Origin of the sequence: Azospira sp. I13, from assembly GCF_003112695.1 — a bacterium.
Taxonomy (GTDB): Bacteria; Pseudomonadota; Gammaproteobacteria; order Burkholderiales; family Rhodocyclaceae; genus Azospira.
On the sequence record NZ_BFBP01000005.1, the window covers coordinates 111,698 to 132,472 of the forward strand.

11 protein-coding genes are annotated in these 20,775 nt (G+C 67.2%); 5 read left to right on the top strand and 6 right to left on the bottom strand.

Annotation, left to right across the window (positions count from 1 at the left end):
- Positions 1-4 precede the first annotated feature (4 nt).
- From AZSI13_RS05945 to AZSI13_RS05960, 4 genes are all read right to left on the bottom strand, one after another.
- Complete coding sequence (locus tag AZSI13_RS05945; protein WP_109040259.1) at positions 5-5,686, bottom strand: alpha-2-macroglobulin; 5,682 nt, start codon at positions 5,684-5,686, stop codon at positions 5-7.
- 331 nt (positions 5,687-6,017) lie between these two features.
- Positions 6,018-7,730 (bottom strand): ankyrin repeat domain-containing protein, encoded by a 1,713-nt coding sequence (locus AZSI13_RS05950; protein WP_109040260.1) that lies wholly within the window; start codon positions 7,728-7,730, stop codon positions 6,018-6,020.
- 209 nt (positions 7,731-7,939) lie between these two features.
- Positions 7,940-9,058 carry a DUF748 domain-containing protein gene (locus AZSI13_RS05955; RefSeq protein WP_109040261.1) on the bottom strand — a complete coding sequence of 373 codons (1,119 nt, stop codon included), beginning with the start codon at positions 9,056-9,058 and terminating at the stop codon, positions 7,940-7,942.
- Between the two features lie 116 nt (positions 9,059-9,174).
- Entirely contained in the window at positions 9,175-10,221 is a 1,047-nt protein-coding gene (locus tag AZSI13_RS05960) for a serine/threonine protein kinase (RefSeq protein WP_109040331.1), read from the bottom strand.
- A 76-nt stretch (positions 10,222-10,297) separates the two neighbouring features.
- On the opposite strand from AZSI13_RS05960, the gene AZSI13_RS05965 reads away from it, so the two are divergent.
- Positions 10,298-11,047, top strand: a complete 750-nt coding sequence (locus AZSI13_RS05965; protein ID WP_109040262.1) for an MgtC/SapB family protein — start codon at positions 10,298-10,300, stop codon at positions 11,045-11,047.
- A 162-nt stretch (positions 11,048-11,209) separates the two neighbouring features.
- On the opposite strand, the gene AZSI13_RS05970 is transcribed toward AZSI13_RS05965, so the two are convergent.
- Positions 11,210-11,911 carry a YecA family protein gene (locus AZSI13_RS05970; RefSeq protein ID WP_109040263.1) on the bottom strand — a complete coding sequence of 234 codons (702 nt, stop codon included), beginning with the start codon at positions 11,909-11,911 and terminating at the stop codon, positions 11,210-11,212.
- A 3-nt stretch (positions 11,912-11,914) separates the two neighbouring features.
- Positions 11,915-12,334, bottom strand: coding sequence for a preQ(1) synthase (gene queF, locus AZSI13_RS05975; RefSeq protein WP_109040264.1), 420 nt, complete (start codon positions 12,332-12,334; stop codon positions 11,915-11,917).
- 215 nt (positions 12,335-12,549) lie between these two features.
- On the opposite strand from queF, the gene smc reads away from it, so the two are divergent.
- From smc to galU, 4 genes are read left to right on the top strand one after another with little or no spacing between them, the layout of a single operon-like run.
- On the top strand, positions 12,550-16,059 hold the full coding sequence (gene smc / locus AZSI13_RS05980; RefSeq protein WP_109040265.1) for a chromosome segregation protein SMC: 3,510 nt from the start codon (positions 12,550-12,552) through the stop codon (positions 16,057-16,059).
- Between the two features lie 16 nt (positions 16,060-16,075).
- A complete protein-coding gene (locus AZSI13_RS05985) occupies positions 16,076-17,527 on the top strand; it encodes a cell division protein ZipA C-terminal FtsZ-binding domain-containing protein (RefSeq protein WP_109040266.1) in 1,452 nt (483 codons plus the stop codon).
- The gene (gene ligA, locus AZSI13_RS05990; RefSeq protein WP_109040267.1) at positions 17,527-19,917 is read left to right on the top strand and encodes an NAD-dependent DNA ligase LigA; all 2,391 of its coding nucleotides are present in this window, start codon (positions 17,527-17,529) and stop codon (positions 19,915-19,917) included. The genes AZSI13_RS05985 and ligA overlap by 1 nt, the downstream gene beginning before the upstream one ends.
- Positions 19,901-20,767: a UTP--glucose-1-phosphate uridylyltransferase GalU gene (galU, locus tag AZSI13_RS05995; protein WP_109040268.1), complete on the top strand. Its 867-nt coding sequence runs from the start codon at positions 19,901-19,903 to the stop codon at positions 20,765-20,767. Before ligA ends, galU begins: the two co-directional genes overlap by 17 nt.
- Positions 20,768-20,775: the final 8 nt, after the last annotated feature.

Genomic DNA, 20,775 nt, shown 5'->3' on the forward strand with positions numbered 1-20,775 from the left:
CGGTCTAGTCGCCAACCTTGACCCGGCTGTTGGGCACTTCGCCGAACACGTCGGGGGCGTAGAGGGCCTCTACCCGGGTCGGCGGCAGGGCGAAGTCGCCGCTGTTGTTGAGGCGCAGGGTGTATTGCAGGACGAAGCGGCCCTTGGGCAGCCACTGGTAATAGGCCCGGAAGGCGCTGAAGCTGCGCTCCACGTAGCTGGGCCGCAGGCCGTGCGCGTCCCGGTTCTCATCCAGGGTGCCGATGGCGCTGTCCCGTCCGTCGCCGTCGCCCAGGATGCGGGCACCGGCGGGAATGGGGTCGCTCAGGGCTACCCAGGTCATGTCCTGGTCCGCATCCACCGTCAGGGTCACGCGCCACAGATCGCCGCGGCTGACCTTGCCCGGGGTCTTCTCTTGCAGCGGCGCCACCTTGCGGCTGATGCGGTAGCCCATGGCCCGGGCCGGGCCGTCGGCCACGGCCGCCAGCACCTGCACGGTGGCCCAGGGCTTGCCGCTGCCCTGGTGGCTCAGCTGCAGCTTGTCCTCCTTGCCGGCCGGATTGGGCCAGGGCAGGGCCAGGGGGGCGGGCAGGGCGTCACCAGTCTGGCGCCAGTCCACCTCGGCACTGGCTTTCGCCAGGCTGGCCACGGTCTTGCCGGCCACCGGCTCCCGCTCGAACTTGCGGGCGAAGCGGTCCAGGGTGACCCGGGCCCAGGCATTGGCCGTGGTGGTCAGCCAGCGGCCCCGCACCTGGCGCTCCATGGCGCCCTGCACCAGGCGGGGCAGGTCCTCCTGCCAGGCCGGGTTGTCGAGCATGGCCTCGATGAGGCGGAAGGCGTTGGCGTCGGCGTTGAGCATCATCCACCACCAGTAGTCTTCCCGTTCCGTGGTGAAGGTCAGGCGGCCGCCGGTGTAGGAGAGGCGGTTGCGCAGTTCCTGCTGGGCCTCGGTCAGGCGCTTGCTGCGCTGGGGCAGGTCGGCGGTGCGCTGCAACACCAGATACCAGTCGATGAGGGCCGCCGTGGGCAGGCGCAGGGGATCCACCTCCAGGGCCGCCACCGTGCGCGGCAGTTGCACACCCTGCCGGCCCAGGGCCTGCAGCACGTTGAGGCGGCGCAGCAGCAGCGGGTCGCCGTAACTGGCGGGTGCCCATTCTCCGGTGCGCAGGCGGCCTTCGGCGTAGGCGGTGAGGCCCTGGATCATGCGCCGTTTGCTCTCCTCCGGCACGGCGAAGCCGGCCAGGGTGGTGAGGTCGAGCAGATAGGCCGTCAGGGTGGCGCTGCCCGGAGTGCCGGGGAAGTAGCCGGCCAGGCCGTTGCTGTCCAGCATGCCGGGGAGGCTGTCGGCTACGGCCTGCCAGCGCCGGGCATCGTTGAGGCCGACGGCGACGGAGGTCTTCTGTTCCAGGCAGGAGAAGGGGTACTCCTCGAAGAAGCGACGCAGGCTCGGCGGCGGCACCGCCAGCTTGGGCGACAGGCTGATCTCCAGCCCGCCCTTGCCGGGCAGGGCGCCGGCCGGCGGACTGACGCCGACCTCGTACTTGCCGTCGACCCGGGTGAAGGTGGCCTGCTGCACCGTCACCGGCACGGCGGGGGCGATCTGCTGGGTAATCTTCAGGGCATCCTGGGCCTTGCCGCCTTCTTCTTTGGCGGTGAATTCCCAGTCCTGGTGGTTGGCACCATCGGGGGCGTCCGCCTCCCAGCTGAGTTCGGCGGCCCCTTCGGCGGCCAGGACGACTTGGCGTTCGGGCAGGCTCTGGCTGCCATGGCGGGCCTGGAGGCGCACCGTCATCTGGCGGGCGGTGCCGTTGCGCAGGGTGACCAGGGCCTTGAAATGGTCGCCCTCCCGCACCAGGGGCGGCAGGCCGGAGATGATCTGCAGGTCCTGCCGGGTGCGCACGCTGCTGCTGCCGCTGCCGAACAGGCCGGCTCCGGCCGTGGCCACGCCCACCAGGCGGAATTCGCTGAGGGAATCGTTCATCGCCACCTTGAGGGTGGCGCTGCCGTTGGCATCCAGCTTGACCCGGGGCTGCCAGCTGAGCAGGGTGTCGAACAGTTCCCGGGCCGGGGCGCGGCCGCCGCCGCCGCCGGGGGGCAGGGCCTTCTTGCCGAAATGGCGCTTGCCGATGACCTGGGATTGGGCGGTGGCGGTTTCCACCTGGTAGGCCCGCTTCTGCAGGAAGGCCTGCAGCAGGTCCCAGCTGTCGTTGGGGCGCAGTTCCAGCAGGGCCTGGTCCACCGCGGCAAAAGCCACCTCGCTGCCGGCGGGGGCCGGCTTGCCGTCCGGCGTGGTGACGCGGATTTTCACCGTGGCCTCTTCCCGGGGCCGGTAGTCGCTCTTGTCGCTGTTCACCTCCACCTTGAGGCGGAAGCCGTCGTTGCCCACGGCGATTTCCCCCAGGCCCAGGCGGTAGGCCGGCTTGGCCAGGTCCACCATGGCGGTGGGCTGCTCCGGGTGCCACCATTCCTTGAACCAGGCCAGGGGCTCGCGCCAGCCCCAGTGGAAGAAGCTGGTCCATTTCAGGGGCTCCACCCGGCCCCGCACGGCGAGCACGGAGACATAGACATTCGGCCCCCATTCGGGTTTGACCGGGATTTCCACGGTGGGCTTGAAACGGGAAAGGGGCTGCACGTAGGTGTCGATGATGCCACCCGCCTCCACGGAAACCAGGGCGGTGGCTTCCCGGAAGGGCGTGCGCACCTGGAAGCGGGCCGTCTCCCCGGGCTGGTAGCTGCGCTTTTCGGGAATGACGTCGATGCGGTCCTGGTTGCCGGCGGTGAACCACAGGTCGCCGCCGCCGCTGACCCAGTAGCTGGTGCTGGCCCGGGCCACGTTGCCCTGGCTGTCCCGGGTTTCGGCTAGCAGGTGGATGGCCCCCGGCTCGCCGGCCTTGGGCTCGCACAGCAGCAGGCCCCGGCTGTCCGTGGTGCCGGCGCAGACTTCGCCCATGTCCTGGTATTCCTGCTGGTTTTCGTAGGCGTAGAAACCGCCGACGATGCGCCGGCGGTGGCTGTAATCCACCCGCCGCTTGGCCTTGACGCTCACCGCCTGGCCCGCCACGGGCTTGCCCTGGGTATCCAGCACCGCCACTTCGATGCGGTTCTTGCCGTTGCCGGAGGCCCAGTCCGCCACCTTGATGCCCACCGCCACATTGGCCGGCCATAGCTCCACCCGGCCCCGCAGGGTCTGGATTTCCCCGTTGGGGTCGGCGAAGGTCATTTCCGCATAGACTTCGCTGGGGCCCTTGGGCTTGGCAGGCAGCACCACCTCCAGCTTGCCGGCGCCGGCCTGGTCCAGGGTCACGGCCTGGCGATCGAGGATGAGGGTTTCCTGTTCCCGATTGGCCTCCACCTTGAAGGCGGCCAGGGCGGCGGCATCGAAGTCGATGTGGAAGTTGTAGGCCTCGTAGTTCTTGTACACCGGCCAACGCGGGCGCAGGGTGGCCGAGACCTGGACTTCCGCCCGCTTGGCTGCGCCGCCGTTGAGGAAGGACAAGCCCAGGGCCAGGGGCACCTTGCCCGGCGCCACCTGGCGGGCCGGCACGCCCTGCACGCTGCCGGTAAACACCGGCAGGCGGAAGTCGGCGACCCGGAATTCCCCGGTGTACTGCTCGCCCCGCTTGCCGCCGGAGAGCACGATTTCGTAATTGCCCAGCTTGGCCGAGTCCGGCACCTTCCAGCTGCTGGTGGCGGCGCCCTGGGCATCCCAGCTCAGGGGCTGGGGATATTCGGTACCGCTTTCGCCGTGGCGGATGACCAGGCGGGTGGGCAGCTCTTCCGCTGCCAGAATGGCAAAGCCCCGGCTGTTGCGGCTGCGGGCCAGGTGCTTCATGGAGAGGGTCTGGCCGGGACGGAAGAGGGTGCGGTCAAGCACGGAGTGGATCTTGAAGTCGCTGCTCTCGCCCCAGGTTTCCACACCGAAGCGCCAGGGTTCGATGCCTTCGTTCCAGTCGGAGCGGACGAAGCTGTAGTCGCCGTTGAGGCGGGCGCTGGCGAAAAGGAACTGGGATTCGCGGCAGTAGGGCGCTTGCAGGGCCTGATCCACCCGGGCCCGGCCTTGGGCATCGGTGCTGCCTTGCCAGAGGGACTGGCCGTTACAGCCAGAGATGCGCACCTCGGCGCCGGCCACCGGCTTGCCGCTGTCCAGGGCGGTGACCCAGACCAGGCCGTTGTCCCGCCCCGTCTTCAGATGCACCGCCAGATTGGTGACCAGGGCTGCGGCCCGCACGTACATGGGCTTGGGCGTTGCCAGCAGGGCCTGGCCCAGCAGCTGGCTTTCGATTTCGACGATGTGGTAACCGGGTTTTTGCAGGGGCACGCCGATCACCTCGAACTCGCTGCTGCCGCCGGGCTTGGGCAACTCCTGGCGGGCGACGCCGGCCCGCCCCTGGAGGAAGGAGAGCTCCCGGGCGTAGTAGGGGTCGATCAGTTCCCGCCATTCGCCCTCCACCTTCAGGCGGACCTTGCGGCTCTGTTGCTCGAACTTTTCCAGGGCCAGCATGGCGGCAATCACATCCGCATCTTCCGTCAGACGCTGCTGGCTGAAGCGGTGCTGGCCCGGCAGGGTCAGGCCGGCGGTCTTCAGGCTGGCTTCCACGTTGCGCAGGGTGACCGGGAGTAGCCCGCCTTCCTTCAGCTCCACAATGCCGAAGGCGCCGGGAAACTTGGCCAGGGGCGGCAGCCCGCCGGTACGCAGTTTGAGGGGGAAGCTGGCGGCGTTGGCCAGGGGGCGGCCCGCGTCATCTTTCAGCCCGGCGGGGATTTCCAGGGTCAGCTCCGCATTCTGGGGCAGAGGGCCAGGGAAGCTGAGGGATTGCAGGGAGTCGCTCTTGCTGCTGCTGTTCTGGTTGGGGTCCTGGGGCTTGCGCTTGCCCTCCGGGGTGACCAGGACGAACTGGCCGATCTGTTTGGCATCGAAAGGAGCGTTGAACTGGATGCTGAGGCCCGAGAGGGGGGAGCAGGGCGCACCGGCCTTTTCCCGCTCGCAGGAGAAGGTGGCCTTGAAGGGGTCCCGCACCTTGTAGACGAAGCTTTCTTCCTTTTCCGTCGGCGTACCGTTGGCGGCGCGGATGCCGGCGCCCCAGACCAGGCGGGCCCGGCTGCCGGCGGGCAGGCGTTCGCTGCAGGTCACCACCAGGGGCGCGGCGCCCCCATTGCCCACCCGTTGCAGCACCTCCTGGCGCACCTTGGCCGTCACCGGCTGGGCCGGTAGGCGCTGGCCGACGCCGTCAGCTTCGCACCAAAGATTGTTTTCCAGGGAACGGGCATCCAGCTCGCTGCCGCCGTTGATGACGAAAGCCTGTTCCTCGTCGATGGCGCTGCCGGGGGACGGAACGATGCGCCAGGGCCGGGGAGGGGCGCCGAACAGCTCGAAACGGGTTTTGCCGCCGATGCTCTCCCCGCTCAGGGCAAGCTGTTGGGATTTGACCGTGAAGACGCAGCGTTCGCCGGGTTGCAGGGCGCGCGCCAGCTGCCAGGCCCAGGTGCGGGCATCTACCCAGCGGCCTTCGCCGGAGATGCGGGCGCAATCCACCTCGAAGGGCGCGGCCGCCGTGGCCTCTCCCAGCTTCACCATGTCGGCGCTGAAGCGGGCTGTGATGCGGGTCTGGTCCCCCACCTTGCCCTGGGGTTGGAACTGCTGCACGGTGGTGGCGGATGCTGCGCTGGCCAGGGCCAGGCTGCCAATGATCTGGGCCAGTTTTTTCATGGCGTACCTTCAGGATGGGGATGCACGGCGCGGCAAGCGCACCGGAATTCCGCATTTTATGACGATCGGCTCTGGTGGAGGCGCATCAGGGGGCGGAAAAGCGGAGATTGGCATGGTGATGCCAGGGCCGGAGGTGTTAATGGTGCAGTGGCGCGGGAAGACGGGATACCCCATGAGCAAACAGCCCCTCCGGACTGCCCCGAAACATCTGGGGTCAAGTGGGAAGGGCTGCTGGCGTTGCTGACGAACCGACCATCAGGGCCGACATGAGCGGCCGGGGCATTGCCGGTTGCCGGAGTGGGGTTGCCGGGCCCCATTTCCGGCGGCTGGCTTACAAGGAGGACTTGCGCTTGCTGCGCAGCAGGCGGGCCAGATCCTCGTGGCCGCCGGAACGGGCGTAGTCGGCGGAATCGGAATTGCCGCAGGCGGTTTCATGGGCGGTGACCTCGGCGCCCGCGGCCAGCAGCAGTTCCGCCGCCTTGGTATGGCCGGCGCTGGCTGCCCAGTCCAGGGCCGTGTTGCCGTCTTCGTCCTTCTCCGCCGGGCGGGCACCCCGCTTCAGCAGCTCGGCCATCAGGCCGGTATTGCCGCTGCCGGCGGCGTACATGAGGGCGTTGCGCTTGGGACGGTCGTAGAAGTGGATGTCCACGCCCCGTTCCAGCAACTGGGCGGCCATCAGCCGGCCCTTCTCGGCATCGGGCAGGCTGGCTGCCGCCATCAGGGGTGTGACGCCGAGGCGGCCCGGCTGATGGGGGTTGGCGCCGGCCTTGAGCAGGCGCTGGAAGAGGGCGCTGTCCCCGGTACGGACTGCCGCTCCCAGCAGGGTGTCGCCCTGGCTGGTGTGGGCGTTGGGGTTGGCGCCATCGGCCAGAAGCTGGTCGATGAGGGCCAGCAGGGCGGTGAAGTCCTTTTTGTCGTCTTCCTCCCGGGCCTCGTCGCCGGCCAGGCCGCGGCCGTAGTTGAGGATGGCATTGCCCAGGGGCGTGTCGCCATCCTTGTCCCGGTAATCGCCCTTGGCCGAGGTGTAGAGGCCGGCCTGGAGCATGGCCCGGGCAATGGGGGCAGTGCTTTCGGCAGAGGTGGCGTAGAGGAAGATTTCGTCGGTATCCGGCCAGGCCTTGCGGGCAGCATCGAGTTGTCGGGCCGTGTCTTCCGCCTTGCCGGGCTGGTTGCGGGCGCTCTCGTAACTCTTGCTCCAGAGCATGTAGAGGGCCAGGGCCTCGGTGATCTTGGCCTGGTCGGAGCCCCGCTGCAGCAGGGCTTCCCGGGCTTGCAGGGCGCCATTGACCCAGTCGCCGCGGCGGTAGATGAGGAAGTTGGCGTAGCGTTCCCGCAGGTCCGGGCTGTCGGGCATGGCCTGAATGGCCTTGCGCATGGTCAGGTCGGCCTGACCGTAGTGCTTGCGGTAGCTCTGGATTTCGAAAACGTTGGCCAGGATGCCGGCCCGGCGCACCGGGGAAGGCTGCACCTTGACCGCCCGTTCGAAGAATTCCAGGGCCTTGCCGTAGTAGTCCTGGCCCTTGTCTTCGCGCCGGGCGGCATTGGCGGCGGAACGGATGCGCCAGCCTTCACGCACGTTGAAGTGGCCCAGGGCCTCCAGCACTTCCGGCTCCTCCGGCGCCAGGCGCTGGGCTTCGTCCAGGCTGCGGCGGGCACAGGGAGGGCAGTTGTCCAGGGCTTCGCTGGTGCCGCGCAGGACCAGGGCATAGGGGTGGCGGGGATTTTTCTGCAGCACCTGGTCGAGCAACTGGGTGGCCCGGTGCTGCCCCCGGGAACCAAAGATGGCCAGTTGCGCCCGGGCGGTCAGCAGTAGCAGGCGCTCATCGGCGCTGCTTTCGCGGCTGGCCTTGTCCAGGGCCATGGCCAGCTCCTGCAGCTTGCGGTAGCCGTAGCGGCTGCGGTCATTGAGCATTTGCTCGGCAAAATCGAGGGACAGGCGGCCGCTGTCTTCCCGCAGCAGTTCGTCGGCGGCTGAGGCACCGAGGGGCAGCAGGCAGAAAAGCCAGGGGAGGGCACGACGGCGGAAAGCGGCGGAGCGGGACATGGCGGCCTTTATTGGGGAAATATGCGTTCAGCATTTTCTCCGCCGTTTCCCGTTCTGGCAAGGCGTGGCTTGGTATTGGATGGGAGTGGTGGGCAGAAGTCGCCGCGATACTGCCACTCGGGGCCGCGGAAAATGGGCGCGGGGCCCAAGCCCTGACTCGCTCTCCCCGTTGCGGATTTTTGCCGGATACTTGCCTGATTCCCGTCGAATTACTGGCTGAACAAGCCCTTGAGGGCCTTGCCGACGCCCTGGGCGGCGCTGCCTGCGGCTTCCATGGTTTTGCGGCCGACAGTGCCGACGCCCTTGGCCAGGCCCTCGATGCTGATGCCGAAAGTGTCGGCGATGGAGGCGCCGATCTTGGTGGCAAAGCTTTCGTTGAGGTGGAACTGGGGGTCTTTCAGGTTGCCCTCGAGGACGAACTTGATGTCGATGCGCCCGTTCTTGTCCTTCAGCAGCCCCAGCACCGCCTGGCGCGGCATGCCCATGAAGGTGCTGCCCGAGGTGTCCAGTTCCAGGCCGTTGAGCACCAGGGTGCCCGGGGCCTTCAGCCGGTGGTCCTTGACCACGGCGTGCAGGTCCAGATCCAGGCTGCCCTTCTTGACGCCGGTTTCGGCGGCCTTGATCAGATAGGGTTGCAGGGCGACCAGATCCACCTGACGCAGGGTGGTGCTGAGGTCCGAATCCTGGGTGGCAAGGTCCATCCAGCCTTGCACGGCGATGCGGCCATCCTGGCGCACGCCCTTGAGCAGGCCGGCCAGCTGCAGCTTGGTACGGCCGTTGAGATCCGGCACCACCAGGTCTTGCACCGTGGCATCGAGTTGTTCCAGGCGCAGCTTGAGGGCCGGCTTGCGCACGGTGGTGTCGAAAAACTCCAGCGCCGCGCCGGTCAGCTCGATGCGGCCGATTTCCACCCGAGGCGGAGCGCTCTTCTTGTCTTCTGCCGCGGTCGGGCGTTCCAGCAGGCTGGGCACCACCCGCAGCTTGCCTTCCGGCGTGCGCAGGGCGGACAGATAGGCGCCTTCGATGCGGATCGAGGCCACCCGGATGCTCGGGCCAAGCAGGCTGCGCAGGTCTGGGCGAATGATGATGCGCTCGGCCCGCAGGGTGTCTTCCACCGGCCAGCCCTGGGGCGCCTTGAGCCGCAGCCCCCGGATTTCCACCTGATCCCAGGCCAGGCGGATTTCCCCGATTTCGCTAGTGTTGCCCAGGGCCTGCTGCACCTGGTCTTTGAGCAAGCGCGCGCCGAAATGGAGACCCCCCACGGCGAGTGCAGCCAGGGCAAGGGCCAGAATGAGAAGGGCGGAGAGCCAGTGTTTGGTTCGGGTCATGACAATGTAGCGGTGTGGCAGGCGTGATTTGGAATGGCGGCAGCTTAACACCGGCAGGATGTTGGCATGGCGCTGCCCCCAGGGCGGGGGGCTGCTGGGCCGCCCGCTCGGCAGGGTCAGCCGAACAGCTCCAGGGGGCCTTCATCCATCAGGGCGATCTGTTCCTTCAATTCCAGGATGCGTTCTTCCCAGTAGCGCGGGCTGCCGAACCAGGGGAAGGCGGCGGGAAAGGCCGGGTCGTCCCAACGGCGGGCCAGCCAGCCGCTGTAGTGGATCAGGCGCAGGGTGCGCAGGGCTTCCACCAGATGCAGTTCCCGCGGATCAAAATCCATGAAATCCCGGTAGCCCGCCAGCACCTCGTCCAATTGCCGCTGCTGCTCCTGGCGGTCACCGGAAAGCAGCATCCACAGGTCCTGAATGGCCGGCCCGAGGCGGCTGTCGTCGAAGTCCACGAAATGGGGGCCGGCATCGGTCCACAGCACGTTGCCCATGTGGCAGTCGCCGTGCAGGCGCAGCTGGGCCACCGGCCCGGCCCGTTCGAAGCAGCGGCGGACGCCTTCCAGGGCCACGTTCACCGTGCCTTCCCAGGCGTTGCGCAGTTCCGGCGGAAGAAAGGGGGATTGCAGGAGAAAATCCCGGGGCGCCTCGCCGAAGCTGTGGATGTCCAGGGTGGGCCGTTCCCGGTAGGTTTCCAGGGCGCCGACGGCGTGGATGCGGGCGATGAAGCGGCCCAGCCATTCCAGGGTGTCCGGGTCCGACAGTTCCGGCGCCCGGCCGCCGTGGCGGGGAAAGAGGGCAAAGCGGTGATTGCCGGCCCGGTGCAGGGTGCGGCCGTCGAATTCCAGGGGCGGTACCACGGGGATTTCGCGCCCGGCCAGCTCCCGGGTGAAGGCGTGTTCCTCCAGGATGGCGTCGTCGCTCCAGCGCTCCGGGCGGTAGAACTTGGCTACGAGGATGTTGCGGCCGTCGGCGGGTTCATCCAGCCAGACCTGGTACACGCGGTTCTCGTAGCTGTTGAGAGCCAGTTGGCGGCCATCAGGCACCAGCGCCAGGGTTTCCAAGGCATCCAGCACCGCATCGGGGGTCAGGTCGGCGTAGGGCGCGAGGGCGCCTTGAGCGGTTCCTTGGGAAAGATCAGGCGGCAGGCTGGTGGTTTCGGGCATGGGCATCCGGCTTCGGCGTAGAATCCGGTCATTGTAACCGGCTCGCTGGAAAGCCGCGCCCTGTAAGGAGTTTCCCATGTCCCCCCTGAGCCCGGATGCCCTGAAGGTGTATTGGTCCGCCAACGAGGTGGCTACCAACCTGCTGGTTTTCGTCAATCTGCTCGGCGCCCTGCTGCTTGGTTTCATCGTCGGCTACGAGCGTTCCTACCACGGCCGGGCCGCCGGGATGCGCACCTACGGCCTGGTTTGCATGGCCTCGGCAGCGTTGGTGGTGATCGTCGGTTATCCCAACTCCTGGTATGGCGGCCAGGCCAGCCTGCCAGGCACGGGTGATCCGACCCGGGTGATCCAGGGTGTGGTCACCGGCATCGGCTTTCTCGGTGCCGGGGTGATCATGCGGGAAGGCTTTTCCATCAGCGGCCTGACCACCGCGGCATCGATCTGGGCCTCCTCGGCCATCGGCATCCTGGTAGGGGTGGGTTTCTATGCGGCGGCCATCCTGCTGGCCCTGCTTTCCGCCAGCTGCATGATGTTCGTTTCCCGCTTGGAGGCCTGGTTGCCGTCCCGCCCGGCGGTGGCCATCACCATGCGCTTTCGGGAGGGTTTCACTCCCCGGGAAACAGTATTGGCCCAGGCAGCCCGGGACCGGGGCTACGAAATGGCCGGCGGCTCCCTGGCCATCAGCTACGACCAGGGCATGGCCGAATGGCGTTTCGTGGCGGTGGCCCTGGCCAAGGGCAGTGGCGCCCCCATCGCCGTGCTGGCGGAAGAGCTGGCCGCCTTCGAGGGGGTGGAGAGCTTCAAGCTTTCCCATGCCCGCAACTGACCGCGGCGGCGGGCTGCTGTGGCAGACCACCGTGGCCGGTCTACGGCCTCCTCAATAAGCGCCAGCCTTACTGCAACGGAAGGGGCGAAAAAAATGGCAGGCCCCGCTTGGGGACCTGCCATTTTTCATGGGCCAGGGGCGCAGGGCCCCCGGAGGGTTTGCTTAGTCCTTGCCGCAGCAGGCCTTGTACTTCTTGCCGCTGCCGCAGGGGCAGGGATCGTTGCGACCCACCTTGTCGCCTTCACGGCGCAGGGTGGCGGGATTCCGCTTGGCTTGCCAGAAGCGGTGGATTTCGGCCACGGCGAGGGGCAGATCGTCCTGGCATTGCTTTTCCAGATCGGCCTTTTCCTGGCCGGTGGGCCATTCTTCGCCGTGTTCCTGGGCAGCGGCTTCGGCTTCGCCAGTCAGCACCATGAACGGGAAGAGGCGCTCGTCCAGCCATTCCAGTTCCTCTTCGTCGGCGATGGCGTCAAACCAGTCTTCCGGTGCGGCATCCACACCCAGCAGGTAGGCGGCACACCAGGGTGAGAAATCGCTGGGGGCGTCGTCGCCTTCTTCCTGGCCGTAGAGCAGCAGCACGGGGGGCTCGCCGGTGGCCAGCAGCTGGGCCTGGGCGTCGGCAAAACGGCGCAGCAGGCCGGTCAGTTCCTGGCCGGCGGGGCTGGCGGCGGCTTCGTCGCTACCCAGCACTTCGGCCAGCCAGTCGGCTTCGGGGATGGGTACCGGGCCGGTCAGGGCGGCGCAGAGGTAGCCCTGAATTTCGTCCAGACGCAGGGCATCTTCCAGGGCCGGCTCGTCGAGCAGGGCTTCCAGGCGGTCCAGGTCGGCGTCGTTGAGGGGAGTGGCGGGTGTAGTTGCGGTCATGGATCAGCCCCGGGTGTTGGAGTTGGTGTCGAAAACGGAGAGGTCAACGCGGGGCGCCGGGTTCCAGCCTTCCTTGCGGTAGTCGGCGACGACGTTGGTGAAAATGCCGCCGCGCACGTAGAACTTGGCGGTGAGGCGCATGTAGCGGGGGGCCGTGGCCTGTACCAGGTCGTCCAGGATGCGGTTGGTGACGGCTTCGTGGAAGCAGCCTTCATCCCGGAAGGACCACATGTAGAGCTTCAGGCTCTTCAGTTCGACGCAGGTCTGGTCGGGGATGTAGTCCAGGTACAGGGTGGCGAAATCGGGTTGGCCGGTCTTCGGGCACAGGCAGGTAAACTCGGGAATCTGCATGTGAATGTGGAAATCCCGTTCCGGAGCCGGGTTAGGGAACGTTTCCAGGGACTTGGAAGGCTGGGTGGTCATGACAGGGTAGTTCGTCCGAAGGGTGCAAAATGCTATTATACGCGCCCTGGCCGGCGGATTTCCGGGGGGTGCCTGCAGCGCCCTTTCCGCCAGGCGACGTTTAATGACAGAAAGAAAAACGGGATGCCGGAAAATCGGGGGGAATGCGGCCGTGAAGGGTTGGCTTTTTGCGGTGTTTTTCTCCTGGATGATTTTCCGCCCCGCCTGACCCCCTGATGCGCCTGACCAAGCTCAAACTTGCCGGCTTCAAGTCCTTCGTCGATCCCACCATGGTGGCCCTGCCCGGGCAGCTGGTGGGCGTCGTCGGCCCCAACGGCTGCGGCAAGTCCAACATCATGGACGCGGTGCGCTGGGTGCTGGGGGAATCCAAGGCCTCGGAACTGCGCGGCGAGTCCATGCAGGACGTCATCTTCAACGGCTCCTCCAACCGCAAGCCGGTGTCCCGCGCCTCCGTCGAACTGATCTTCGACAACTCCCTCGGCCGGGCCATGGGCCAGTGGAGCCAGTACGCCGAACTGTCGGTGAAGCGGGTGCTGACCCGGGCTGGCCAGTCCGACTACCTGATCAACAACATCAAGGTCCGGCGCAAGGACATCACCGATCTCTTCCTCGGCACCGGCCTGGGCCCCCGAGCCTACGCCATCATCGGCCAGGGCATGATCTCCCGCATCATCGAGGCCAAGCCCGACGAGCTGCGGGTGTTCCTCGAAGAGGCCGCCGGCGTCACCCGCTACAAGGAGCGGCGCAAGGAAACCGAAGGCCGCCTGGCCGACACCCGGGAAAACCTGCTGCGGGTGGAAGACATCCGCCTCGAACTGGGCGGCCAGATGGAGCGCCTGGAAGCCCAGGCCGCCGTGGCCCGCCAGTACCACCAGCTGAACGACGAACTGACCCTGAAACAGCAGGTGCTGTGGGTGCTGCGGCGTAACGAGGCCAAGGCCGAGCAGCAGCGTTTCGCCCTGGAAATCGAGCGGGCCGGCACCGACCTGGAAGGCCAGACCGCCATCCTGCGGGAGACCGAAGCTCAGCTGGAAGCCTCCCGGGAAGCCCACTTCGCTGCCAGCGACGGGGTGCACCAGGCCCAGAGCGACCTCTTCACGGTCAATGCCGACGTCGCCCGTCTGGAAACCGAAATCCGCCACCAGCGCGAATCCCGCCTGCAGCTGGAATCCCGCATTGCCCAGCTGGAAGGCGAGCAGCAGCACTGGCAGGAGCAGGGCGAAAACCTGGACATGGAAGAGGAGCGCTGGCGCGAGCTGCAACTGGTGGCCGAAGCCCGCCTCGAGCAGGCCCAGATGAAGCTGGAAGCGCGTCAGGAACGCCTGCCCATGGCCGAAGAAGCCCAGGCGGCGGCCCAGGAAGCCCTCAACCAGCAGCGCAATGAAATGGCCAAGGTGGAGCAGGTTCTGCAGGTCGAACAGACCCACCGCAGCCATGCCCAGCGCACCCTGCAGACCATCGCCCAGCGCCGGGACCGCATGGAGCAGGAGCGGGACAGTCTGGCCGAGCCCGATACCAGCGAACTGGACCTGAAAACCGAGGAACTGGAAGAGCAGAAGGAACGCCTGATCGCCCTCCAGGACAAGCTGGGCGCCGCCCAGGGCGAATTGCCCCAGCTCGAATCCCGCCGCCGCGACCTGCTCAACGAGGTGCAGCAGGCCATGAAGGACGTGGCCGACGTGCGCGCCCGTCGGGCCGCCCTGGAGCAATTGCAGGCCCGGGTCCAGTCCGGCGGCAAGGTGGGCGAGTGGCTGCGTCGCCACGGCCTCGAAGGCCGCACGCCCCTGTGGAAGCGCTTGCACGTGGAGGCTGGCTGGGAAGACGCAGTGGAAGCCGTGCTGCGGGAACGCCTCAACGCCGTGGCGGCAGAAGACCCCACAGCCTTGGCGGCCCTGGTGGCCGACAAACCCGCCGGCAAGCTTACCCTGCTGCTCTCCGGCGCCGCGCCGGTGGCCAGCGGCGGTCTCCTGGCCCGCATCCGTTGCGACGAGCCGACCCTGGCCGGCGTCATTGCCGACTGGCTCCACGGCGTGGATGGTGTCGATAACCTGGAAGCCGCGCTGCCGCGGCGCGAAAGCCTGGCCCCCGGCCAGTCCCTGGTGACCCGGGAAGGCCATCTGGTCACCCGCCACAGCCTCACCCTGTTCGCCCCCGACTCCACCGAACACGGCCTGCTGGAACGGCAACGGGAAATCGAATCCCTGGCTTCGGTGCTCGAAGACAAGCAACTGGCAGTGGAAACCGTGCAGGCCCAGCTGGCCGAAGTGGAGGCCCGCATCACCGACCTCCAGGCCGACAGCCAGAACCTGCGTCGTCGCACCCAGGAACAGCAGGACCGCATCCACACCCTGCAGATGGAAGTGCTGCGGCAGAACCAGATTCTCGACCGTATCCGGGAGCGCCACGCCCAGATCGAACAGGCCGCCACCGAACTGGCGGCGGAAGAGGAAGTGGAGCAGGAACGCCTGTTCATGGCCGACGAGGCCATTGCCGTGCAGCGCGAAATCCTCGACGAACTCCATGCCCGCTTCGCCGGCGTCCGCGCCCGCCTGGAAGAGGCCGACCGTGCCCTGCGCGAAGAGCGGGAAGCCCTGGCCGGCGTCGAGCGGGAACAGCGGGAGGCCCAGTTCGCCCTGCGGGAATGCCAGAGCAAGCTGGCGGAGATGGCCAACAACCGGACCATGTCCCAGCGCCAGCAGAACCGCATTCAGGAAGACCTGGCCCAGTGCCGGGAGAACTACGACAACCTGCAGGTGGAAATCCTCGAACCCCGGCTCCAGGAGGCCCTGGAAATGCGGGTGCTGCGGGAGCAGGCCCTGGCCCATCAGCGGGAAGCCCTGGAAAACGCCACCCAGGCCCTGCGCCATCTGGAAGAACAGCGCCTCAAGGTCGAACAGGGCCTGAACCCCATGCGTGACCGGGTGGGCGAACTACGCCTCAAGGAACAGGCCGCCGCCCTCAATGTGGAGCAGCTCACCGCCCAGCTACTGGAAGCCGGCGCCAACGAGGAAATCCTGGCCGAACAGGCCCAGGCCTTTGCCGGCACCAAGGCCAGTACCCTACAAGGCTCCATCGGCAGCCTGCAGAAGGCCATCCTCGAACTCGGCGCGGTCAACCTGGCCGCCCTGGAAGAGCTGGAAGCGGCCAAGCAGCGCAAGGAATTCCTCGATGCTCAGGCGGACGACCTGAACACCGCCATGGAAACCCTGGAAAACGCCATCCGCCGCATCGACAAGGAAACCCGGGACCTGCTCCAGGCCACTTACGACACGGTGAACCGCCACTTCGGCGAGCTTTTCCCGACCCTGTTCGGCGGCGGCGAGGCCCGACTGGTCATGACCGGCGACGAAATCCTCGATTCCGGGGTGCAGATCATCGCCCAGCCCCCGGGCAAGAAGAACGCCACCATCCACCTGCTCTCCGGTGGCGAAAAGGCCCTCACGGCCATCGCCCTGGTCTTCGCCATGTTCCAGCTCAACCCGGCGCCTTTCTGCCTGCTGGACGAAGTGGATGCGCCTCTTGACGATTCGAATACCGAGCGCTTTGCCGACATGGTCAAGCGCATGTCCTCCAATACCCAGTTTTTGTTCATCAGCCACAACAAGATCGCCATGGAAATGGCCCAGCAACTGGTGGGCGTGACCATGCAGGAATCCGGGGTCTCCCGCGTCGTCGAAGTGGACATCGCCGAGGCCCTGCGTATGCGCGAACAGGTGGCCGCATGATTACCAAGGAAAAGCCATGACCGAATTGCACATGGGCCTGCTGGCTTTCGGCGGCGTCGCCGTGGTCGGCGTGCTGGCCTACAACAAGTGGCAGGAACGCAAGCACCGGCAGGTAGCCGAGCAGATGCTGCGTCCCACCGACGACGATGTGCTGCTTGATGCCGCAAGCGCGCCAGAAGTCGAGTCTGGGGCAGCGGAGGGGGGCGAGGAGGAGTACGCCGTACTCATTCAGCGTGATGCCAACGGACAAATCATTCGCCCCGGCCAGCGTCGCGAACCCATGCTGGACCCGGAACCCCAGGCTCAGGAACGTCTGGAGCCCGTTCTGGCACTGGATGACGAACCGCCCCTGGAACCGTTGCGCCCCTTCCTGGCCGACCCGGAACCCCAGCCGGCTGCACCGCTGTTCGCCGCACCCCCGGCCGCAGTAGTCGCGCCTCCGGCGCCGGCGCCCACCGCGCCGGAAGTTGCCGTACCGGCCTATCAGCCCGCGCCGCTGGGAGAAAACCGTACTCCGGCAGTGCAGCCCGAACTGGCCCCCTGGGATGACCCCGTGCCGGTGGCTGCACCACTGGCGGCGAGTGCAGTTCCGGTCGCTGCAACCGAAGCGGAAGCACCCCGCAGCCTGATGACGCCGGCCCTGCCGAGCTTCCTGCTGTCCGCTACTGCCGATTACATCGTTGCCCTGGAAACGGTGGATTTCATTCCCGCCGGCCAGTTCATCGAATCCCAGCGCGACGCCCTGCTGCGCATCACCAAGCGCATCACCTGGGTTGGCCTCAATGAAGGCAGCGGCGAGTGGGAAGTCATGAGTTCCAGCAATCCCCAGGAGTACCGCCGCTTGCGTATTGGCGTGCAACTGGCGGATCGCCGCGGCGCCATTTCCGACGCCGAGTTGTCCATTTTCCACACCGCCATGCGCCAGCTGGCCGAGGAGTTCATGGCCGTGGCTGACCTGCCAACCCGCAAGGCCGCCCTGGAAGACGCTTACGAGCTGGATCGCTTCTGCGCCGACGTGGACATCCAGATCGGCATCAACGTAGTGGCCGTGGGCCAGCTCTTCCCGGGAACCAAGATTCGTGCCCTGGCTGAAGCCGCTGGCATGGCGCTGGATGGTGATGGCGCTTTCGTACGGCGCGATGACGATGGCCGGGTGCTGTACACCCTCAGCCACCAGGGCCAGCAGCCCTTTACCGTGGAGGCCATGAAAAGCCTATCCTGCCATGGTTTGACCTTCCTCCTGGATGTGCCCCGGGTGCCCAACGGCGACCGGGTCTTCAACCAGATGAGCGATCTGGCCCGGCGCTTTGCTGATTCCCTCCACGGCGTGGTGGTAGACGACAATCGCCAGCCCCTCACGGAGGCCCTGCTGGAGCCGATCCGCAAGCAGGTGGCGCAATACCAGGGCGTCATGGCCCAGCGTGGCCTGGTGGCCGGCGCCCCCCTTTCCCTGCGCCTGTTCGCCTGATGGCCGTGCCGGAAGCAAGCCAGGCCCGCGCGCAGGCGTTGCGGGCCGAACTGGAACGTCACAACCACGCCTACTACGTCCTCGACGCCCCGACGGTGCCGGATGCGGAATACGACCGCCTGTTCCGGGAACTGCAGGGCCTTGAGGCCGAATTTCCCGAGCTGCGCTCCCCCGATTCCCCTACCCAGCGGGTTGGCGGCAAGGCCCTGGACTCCTTTGCCAGCGTCACCCACGCCGTGCCCATGCTCTCCATTCAGACGGAGACGGACACCACGCCCAGCGGCGCTGCCAACTTTGACGCCCGGGTGCGCAAGGAGCTGGAACTGGAGGAGGGCGCCACCGCCGTGGAATACGCCGCCGAGCTTAAATTCGACGGCCTGGCGGTGAACCTGCGCTACGAACACGGCCTGCTGGTGCAGGGCGCCACCCGGGGCGACGGCGCCACTGGCGAAGACGTTACCCAGAACCTGCGCACCGTCCACAGCATTCCCCTGCGCCTGCGGGGTGACGCTGGGCCCATACCGCCCCTGCTGGAAGTGCGGGGCGAGGTCTACATGCGCCGGGACGACCTGGCCCGCTACAACGAAAAGGCCCTGGCCCGGGGCGAGAAAACCCTGGTTAATCCACGCAACGGCGCTGCCGGCAGCATCCGCCAGCTGGACCCCTACGTGGCCGCCAGCCGGCCCCTCAATTTCTTTGCCTACGGCATTGGTGCCGTGGAAGGCTGGGCCGTGCCCGCCACCCATGCCGGCCTGCTCGACGCCCTGGCCGCTTTCGGCCTGCCGGTGTGCGAGCACCGGGCCGTGGTGCGGGGCGCCGACGGCCTGGCCGATTTTCATGCCCGCATGGGCGCCCTGCGGGACAGCCTGCCCTTTGACATCGACGGCGTGGTGTACAAGGTCAATGCCCTCGACTTGCAGGCGCGGCTGGGTTTTCGCTCCCGGGAGCCGCGCTGGGCCGTGGCCCACAAGTATCCCGCCCAGGAAGCCCTGACCCGGGTGCAGGCCATCGATATCCAGGTGGGGCGCACCGGTGCCCTGACGCCGGTGGCCCGTCTCGAGCCGGTCTTCGTCGGCGGCGTCACGGTCACCAACGCCACCCTGCATAACGAGGATGAAATCGTCCGCAAGGGCGGCATCTGCATTGGCGATACCGTCATCGTGCGGCGTGCCGGCGATGTCATTCCCGAGGTGGTGAGCGTGGTGGCCGAGCGACGGCCGGCCGATGCCCGGCCCTTCGAGATGCCCCGCAGCTGCCCGGTATGCGGCTCCCATGTGGTGAAGGAAGCAGGCGAAGCCGTGGCCCGCTGTTCCGGCGGCTTTGCCTGCCGGGCCCAGCGTACCCAGGCCATCCTGCACTTTGCCGGCCGCCGCATGATGGATATCGAGGGCCTGGGGGACCGCTACGTGGAACGGCTGGTGGAATTCGACCTGATCCATGGCGTCGCCGATCTCTATCGCCTGACCCTGCCGGATCTGCTGGAAATGAAGCGCCTCGCCGACGAGCGGGACGGCATCACGCCGGAGACGGTGAAGCAGGGCCAGATCCCCACCCGCTGGGCAGAAAACTTGCTGGCCGGCATTGCCGCCAGCAAGACGCCGCCCCTGGCCCGCCTGCTCTTTGCCCTGGGTATTCGCCACGTCGGCGAATCCACCGCCAAGACTTTGGCCGACTGGCTCGGTTCCCTGGCCGTGGTGCGCCGGGCCCCGGCGCCCTTGCTGGCCGCCCTGCCGGATATTGGTGCCACCGTCGCCACTGCCATTGCCGATTTCTTCGCCGAGCCCCATAACGGCGCCGCAGTGGATGCGCTGCTGGCCGCCGGCGTGGCCCCGGCCGACGAGCACGCACCCAGTCCCGAGCTGGCTGGCCGCCTCGGCTGGGCCGAACTCTACGGCGCCCTGGGCATTCCCCGCCTGACGCCGGTACGGGCCCGCCAGCTGGCCGATCTGGTACCGGAAGGCGAAGGCCTGGCTGCCCTGGCCCCCGGCGGCCTGGAGCTTTCGGCCCTGCCGGCAGAAGTGGCCGCCGCCGTGCTCGAATGGCTGGCGGAGGAGGGCAACCGGGCCCTGCTCACCGCCCTGGCCAGCCTGCGCCGCGAACTGCTGGCGGCCCTGCCAGCCGAAGCCGCCCGGCCTCGCCCCCTGGCCGGCATGACTTTTGTGCTCACCGGCACCCTGCCGACCCTCAAGCGGGATGAGGCCAAGGCCCGCATCGAGGCCCAGGGCGGCAAGGTCAGCGGTTCGGTGTCGAAGAAGACCGATTATGTGGTGGCCGGCGAGGAAGCCGGCTCCAAGCTGGAAAATGCCCTGAAGCTGGGGGTGCCTGTCCTCGACGAGACGGCCCTCCTGAATCTGCTGAATGAGGAAGGATCCGATGAAAAAAGTGCGTAAGGCCGTCTTCCCCGTGGCCGGCCTGGGAACCCGCTTCCTGCCGGCCACCAAGGCCAGCCCCAAGGAAATGCTGCCGATCGTGGACAAGCCCCTCATCCAGTACGCTGTGGAAGAGGCCTGCGCCGCCGGTATCACTGACATGATTTTCGTCACCGGCCGCAGCAAGCGGGCCATCGAAGACCACTTCGACAAGGCCTACGAGCTGGAGAAGGAACTGGCGGAGCGGGGCAAGACGGAAATGCTCAAGTTCGTGCAGGACATGCTGCCCAAGTCCATGAACTGCATCTACATCCGCCAGCCCGAGGCCCTGGGCCTGGGCCATGCCGTGCTGTGCGCCAAGCCGGTGGTGCAGGACGAGCCCTTTGCCGTGATCCTGGCCGATGACCTGCTGGACGGCGACGTGCCGGTGATGAAGCAGATGGTGGATACCTTCGACGACCACCACTGTTCCGTCCTCGGGGTGCAGAACGTGCCCCGGGCCGACACCAAGAGCTACGGCATCGTCGATGCCAGCCCGGTCACCGATCGCCTGGAGAAGATCGCCGCCATCGTCGAAAAGCCCAAGCCCGAAGAGGCACCTTCCACCCTGGCGGTGGTCGGGCGCTATATCCTGACGCCGCGCATCTTCCATCACCTGGAACGCATCGGCAAAGGCTCCGGCGGCGAGATTCAGCTCACCGACGGCATTGCCGCGCTGCTGGCGGAAGAGCAGGTGCTGGCCTACCGTTACGCCGGCACCCGCTACGATTGCGGCTCCAAGCTCGGCTACCTGCAGGCGACGGTGGACCTGGGCTGCCGCCACCCCGAAGTCGGGCCGGCTTTTGCCGCCTATCTGCAATCCCTCAAGTAAGGAACCCG

What these genes read in the sequence shown, in the direction of transcription:
- AZSI13_RS05955 (WP_109040261.1), bottom strand. Translation starts at nt 9,058, where the DNA reads ATGACCCGAACCAAACACTGGCTCTCCGCCCTTCTCATTCTGGCCCTT.
- AZSI13_RS05960 (WP_109040331.1), bottom strand. Translation starts at nt 10,221, where the DNA reads ATGCCCGAAACCACCAGCCTGCCGCCTGATCTTTCCCAAGGAACCGCT.
- AZSI13_RS05985 (WP_109040266.1), top strand. Translation starts at nt 16,076, where the DNA reads ATGACCGAATTGCACATGGGCCTGCTGGCTTTCGGCGGCGTCGCCGTG.
- AZSI13_RS05965 (WP_109040262.1), top strand. Translation starts at nt 10,298, where the DNA reads ATGTCCCCCCTGAGCCCGGATGCCCTGAAGGTGTATTGGTCCGCCAAC.
- ligA (WP_109040267.1), top strand. Translation starts at nt 17,527, where the DNA reads ATGGCCGTGCCGGAAGCAAGCCAGGCCCGCGCGCAGGCGTTGCGGGCC.
- AZSI13_RS05950 (WP_109040260.1), bottom strand. Translation starts at nt 7,730, where the DNA reads ATGTCCCGCTCCGCCGCTTTCCGCCGTCGTGCCCTCCCCTGGCTTTTC.
- AZSI13_RS05945 (WP_109040259.1), bottom strand. Translation starts at nt 5,686, where the DNA reads ATGAAAAAACTGGCCCAGATCATTGGCAGCCTGGCCCTGGCCAGCGCA.
- queF (WP_109040264.1), bottom strand. Translation starts at nt 12,334, where the DNA reads ATGACCACCCAGCCTTCCAAGTCCCTGGAAACGTTCCCTAACCCGGCT.
- galU (WP_109040268.1), top strand. Translation starts at nt 19,901, where the DNA reads ATGAAAAAAGTGCGTAAGGCCGTCTTCCCCGTGGCCGGCCTGGGAACC.
- smc (WP_109040265.1), top strand. Translation starts at nt 12,550, where the DNA reads ATGCGCCTGACCAAGCTCAAACTTGCCGGCTTCAAGTCCTTCGTCGAT.
- AZSI13_RS05970 (WP_109040263.1), bottom strand. Translation starts at nt 11,911, where the DNA reads ATGACCGCAACTACACCCGCCACTCCCCTCAACGACGCCGACCTGGAC.